At 71.0% G+C, this 4,657-nt stretch carries 5 protein-coding genes; 2 read left to right on the forward strand and 3 right to left on the reverse strand.

All coding sequences use genetic code 11. From position 1 onward, the window contains the following. Position 1: 1 nt before the first annotated feature. From NTX40_11775 to NTX40_11785, 3 genes are all read right to left on the reverse strand, one after another. Positions 2-1,291, reverse strand: coding sequence for a hypothetical protein (locus NTX40_11775; protein ID MCX5649747.1), 1,290 nt, complete (start codon positions 1,289-1,291; stop codon positions 2-4). Between the two features lie 177 nt (positions 1,292-1,468). After that, a complete protein-coding gene (locus NTX40_11780) occupies positions 1,469-2,410 on the reverse strand; it encodes a dihydroorotate dehydrogenase (GenBank protein ID MCX5649748.1) in 942 nt (313 codons plus the stop codon). Continuing rightward, entirely contained in the window at positions 2,407-3,399 is a 993-nt protein-coding gene (locus tag NTX40_11785; protein ID MCX5649749.1) for a dihydroorotate dehydrogenase electron transfer subunit, read from the reverse strand. Before NTX40_11785 ends, NTX40_11780 begins: the two co-directional genes overlap by 4 nt. Before the next feature lie 187 nt (positions 3,400-3,586). Here NTX40_11785 and efp point away from each other — a divergent pair, with 187 nt between their 5' ends. After that, positions 3,587-4,147 (forward strand): elongation factor P, encoded by a 561-nt coding sequence (gene efp, locus NTX40_11790; GenBank protein MCX5649750.1) that lies wholly within the window; start codon positions 3,587-3,589, stop codon positions 4,145-4,147. Between the two features lie 41 nt (positions 4,148-4,188). Next, positions 4,189-4,657 (forward strand): 30S ribosomal protein S12 methylthiotransferase RimO (locus NTX40_11795; GenBank protein ID MCX5649751.1); only part of this gene is annotated, 469 nt, incomplete at its 3' end.

Raw genomic sequence — 4,657 nt, forward strand, 5'->3', positions numbered from 1 at the left:
GTTACATCCCTCGCCTCGAAAACTCGTACAGCCGCGCCAGCGGCAGCCGAACCACCACCTCCCACTGGCCGTCGTCGGTCGGCCGGCTGGCCACCGTCTCGGCGCTTTGGAGAAAGGTCTTGACGTCCCGCTGAAAGACGGGGTCCTTGGCCGCCCGCTCGCGGACGGTCCGGCCGTCGTCGAGGCCGACGGCGTCGAGGCGCTTCGCCAGTTCCTCCATCGCCGTCGCCTTGGCCGCCCGCAGCGCCAGCACGCGCGCCTCCTTCGCGTCCTCGATGTGTTCGGGCGGGCGGGACTCGCCCCGGGTCTCCAGAGCGGCGGCGGCCCAGTCGGGCAGCGGGGCCGTTTCGATTCCGCCCCCCTCCCGCACGTACGCCGACGCCGGCGCCCCGTACCCCGTCGCCGTCAGCCGGTCCATCTTCAACCGGACCGACAGGCCGTCGATCTCCCCTCCGGTCGCCTTCGGGCCGGTCGGGTTCATCGCCTGGATTTCCTTGAGCGCCGCAATCAGGTCGCGGAGCGGCGCCGCCACGGTCACTTCGCACAGGCCGTCGGGCATCATCCTCGGCCGGCCGGCCGGCGCGAGCGACCGCAGGTACACGTCCAACCGGGCCTCCGCCGCCGCGCTCGACCCCACGAGGTCGCTCAGGGTGTGGGACGGCGTGACCCGTAGTTCCCGGATTCGCGCGCGCATCGCCTCATAGGCGCGGATCCGGGCGTCGCGAGCGGCCTGAATGCGGCCGGCCGCCTGAACGGTCGCCCACCCCAGCGGGTACATCTCGGGCAGCGTCTCCGGAGGCGACGCGACGACCTGGGCCGCCACCACCGGCTCAAGGTCCGTCGGCACGCGGCCGATGCCGCTCACGCGCAGGTGGCCGTCCACGGCCCTGGCCCGAAGGTCGTCCAGCGCCGGGACGTCGCCCTCGCGACGGGTGCACAACGCGCCGACGGTATCGATCACCGCCTCCAGCGGGATCTCCAGGTCCACTTCCGTCACGCCGGTCGAATAGTAGCGCGGTTCCCCCACAGGCCGGGCCGACCGCAGAAACAGACGCAGTGCGATCCAGCCGTCGCTCCCCCGCTCCAGCGCCTGCCCAACCGTCCGATCCGCCGACAGGTGGGCCGACGCCACCAGGTCCGCCAAACGGGTCAGCGCGTCCACCTCGGCCGACCGCAGCGAGAGCGACTGACGCTGGGCCTCCGTATATTCCTGGGCCGACGCGCGCGGACCCGGCGCAGCCAACGCCAACGCCAACCCGACCCACACCAGCCAGCGACCGGCTGATCTCATGGCTGCTCCCTCAATTCTCTGTGCTCCAGGGCGGCATCCATTCCTGGCCACCGCGCGGCGGGTTCGCCGCCCCGCTTGTCCCTGTCCATGTTGGACCCCTTTCGGGGCGGGGCGCTGGTCCCGGCGCGCCGGGACGCGGGGCAAGCCCCGCGGCGAACCCACCGCGTATAACCTTGCTTAGGTGACTTCGAGGCGGCCGACAAGGTCGAGCGCCCTGGCGCAGCCCAATCGGCGAAGCGCCTCGCCCAGTCCCTCGGCCAGCGTGCGCCCGGTCTCCGGATTGACGAAGTTGGCCGTCCCGACCGCGACCGCCGTCGCCCCCGCGCGGAGGAACTCGATCACGTCCTCGACGAACTGGACGCCGCCGAGTCCCATAATCGCCACTCCCTTCGCCGACGCCACCTCCTGCCACACGCGGCGAACCATCCAGATCGCCACCGGCTTGATGGCCGGCCCCGAAAGGCCGCCCGTCACGTTCGAGAGCCGCGGCCGGCCCGTCCACGGATCGATCGCCAGGCCGCGCAGCGTGTTGATGAGGCTGAGGGCGTCGGCCCCGGCGTCCACGGCCGCCCGCGCCGTCACGGCGATGTCCGTCACGTTCGGGCTGAGTTTCACGATGAGCGTCGCCCGCGCGACCTCGTGCCGAACGGCCTCGACGAGTGCCCCCAGCGTCCTCGGGTCCACGCCGAACTCGATCCCGCCTTCCTTGACGTTCGGACACGAGACGTTCAATTCGATCCCCGCGACGCCCTCGGCCGCATCGAGCGCCCGCGCCACGCGGACGTACTCGTCGCGCGTCGCGCCCGCGACGTTGACGATGACCGGAACGTCGTACCGCGCGAGCGCGGGAAGTTTCTCCGCGAGGAACGCCTCCAGACCGACGTTCGCAAGGCCGATGGCGTTCAGCATCCCAGCGCGCGTCTCGACGAGGCGCGGCGGCGGGTGGCCGTCGCGCGGCTCCAGAGTGATGGATTTCGTGACGATCGCCCCCAAGAGGCCCAGGTCGTAGAACGCCGCCAGTTCCTCCCCGTACCCCGAGCACCCCGACGCGGTCGCAATCGGGTTCTTCATCCGGATCTTGCCGACCGTCACCGCCAGGTCCACTTGCGCGTCGCTCATGCGTCGTCCCATAGGATTTCGTGCGCGTCCATGACCGGCCCGTCCCTGCACGTGAGGCGATAGGTCCAGCCGCGGGGGTCGCCCGGGTCGCGCCGCTTGGCGACGCACGACAGGCAAACCCCGATGCCGCAACCCATGTGCCGCTCCAGCGAAATCTCGCAGGCGAGCCCGTGCTCCGCCGCGATTTGGGCCAGGCGCTTCAGCATCGCCTTCGGCCCGCAGCCGTAGAGCGCGGCCGGCTCGCCCCGCCCTGGCCCGTCCAGATAGGTTTCGAGCGCGGCCGTCACGGGGCCGCGGAAGCCCGCGCTCCCGTCGTCCGTCGCGAGGAACGTCGTCACGCCGTGGGCGGCAAACTCCTTCGCCGCCGCCGTCTCCTCGAGGCGACCGCCCGTCGCACGCGGCAGCACGGAGAACTCCAGCGGCATCGCCTCCAGCGTCGCCGCGCCGAAAAGGTTGACGACGCGCCGGCCGGCCTCGGCCAGCCATTCCGCCAGGCCGAAGATCGGCGCCAGGCCGCACCCCCCGCTCACCAGGACAGGGAGCCGATCCTCTGCCGGGGCCGTGAAATGCGTCCCCAGCGGGCCCACCAGGTCCACGGCACTCCCGACCGGCCGCGACCCGAGAAACCGCGACCCCGGCCCTTTGACCTGCACCAGAAGGTGGAGGCGGACCTGCCGGCCTCGGCGCTCGACCCGCGCGATGCTGTAAGGCCGGCGGCCGAAGGCCCGTCGCCCACCCAGTTCCAGGCCGGTGGTCTCGGGCCAACCGTCGGCCTCGTCGAGGACTCGCCCTTCCGAGGCCCGGGCCTCACGGGCATCCGACTCGCACAGAATGTTGACGAACTGGCCGGGCAGGCTCCGCCAATCGGGCGGGGCGTCAAGGACGAGCCAGACAAAGTCCCGGCCGGCGGGTCGGCGGCCGACGACCGGCAACTCGAGCCGCCGGGCCCGCGAGACATCGGCTTCCTGGGTGGCCCTCCGGGCCGCCATGCGCTTGCCCTTCGCTGGTGATGGGGTCGGGGAACGGATTATCGCGCCGGCCGGCCGCGAAGCAAGCCTTTTCCCCCCTTAGGCATTGACAGAGCCCTCGGATAGGCCTAAATTGGCTGCCGGCCAGGCGGGCGCGCGGCCCGCACGTTGGCCGTTTCCGTGATGAGACTCCGGGAGAAGGGGCAGGATGAGCACGAAAGCGATCGATTTGCGCCGCGGCATGACCGTCAACTACAAGGGCGGCCTCTGGACCATCATCGACAACCAGAAGGTCGCCAAGGGCAACTGGCGCTCCAGCCAGGTCATTCAACTGAAGAACCTCCAGACCGGCCAGTTAAGCGAGGAACGGTTCCGCACCGAGGAGTTGTTCGAGCAGGCCTACGTCGAACGCAAGACCATGAATTACCTCTATTCCGACGCGACGCATCACCTCCTGATGGACATGCAGACGTTCGAGGAGGTCCGCATCCCGGCCGAGTTCATCGGCCCGAACTCGGTCTACCTGACGCCGAACCTCGAACTCGTGATCGGCCTGGCGGACGGACACCCCGTCACCGCCGACCTGCCGAACACCGTGGAACTGGTGGTCGAGGACACGCCGCCCGACCTCAAGGGCGCCACCGCCACCAACTCGATGAAAGAGGCCACGTGCGAGGGCGGCGCACGCGTCAAGGTCCCCTCGTTCGTGAAGAACGGCGACCACCTCATCGTGGACACCCGGACAGGCGAATACGTCTCGCGGGTGTAACGCCACTAGCGCGGAACCCTCGCACCTTTCGAGGCCGACCCGTGACCGCCGAGCGCCTGCCCACCGTCGCCCTCATCAGCCTGGGGTGCCCGAAGAACCTCGTGGACTCCGAGCGGATGCTGGCCGGCCTGGCGCTCGCGGGATTTGCCGTGACCGACTCGCCCGACGGCGCCGACGTGGCCGTCGTCAACACGTGCGCGTTCATCGACCTTGCGCGGGCCGAGACCGATGAGGCGATCGAGGAACTTGAAGCCTTGAAGCGCGCCGGCCGCCTCGGCCGCATCGTCGTCGCCGGCTGCCTCGCCCAGCGCGACGGCGGGGCGGTCCTCGAGCGCCACGCGGGTGTGGATGCCGTCGCAGGGCTGGCCCAGCGCGACGCGCTCGCGGACGTTTGCCGGGCGGCCCTCGCGCGCGGCGCGAAGCAGGCGCCGGCCGTCCGCGTCGGGCCGCACCCGGCCGACGCGCCGGACGACCGCGAACGGCTGCGCCTGACGCCGCGCCATTACGCGT

The organism is Planctomycetota bacterium, assembly GCA_026387035.1.
Lineage (GTDB): Bacteria > Planctomycetota > Phycisphaerae > FEN-1346 > FEN-1346 > JAPLMM01.

Excerpts from the sequence above, each read along its gene's own strand:
- NTX40_11780 (MCX5649748.1), bottom strand. The coding sequence starts at position 2,410 with ATGAGCGACGCGCAAGTGGACCTGGCGGTGACGGTCGGCAAGATCCGG.
- NTX40_11785 (MCX5649749.1), bottom strand. The coding sequence starts at position 3,399 with ATGGCGGCCCGGAGGGCCACCCAGGAAGCCGATGTCTCGCGGGCCCGG.
- efp (MCX5649750.1), top strand. The coding sequence starts at position 3,587 with ATGAGCACGAAAGCGATCGATTTGCGCCGCGGCATGACCGTCAACTAC.
- NTX40_11775 (MCX5649747.1), bottom strand. The coding sequence starts at position 1,291 with ATGAGATCAGCCGGTCGCTGGCTGGTGTGGGTCGGGTTGGCGTTGGCG.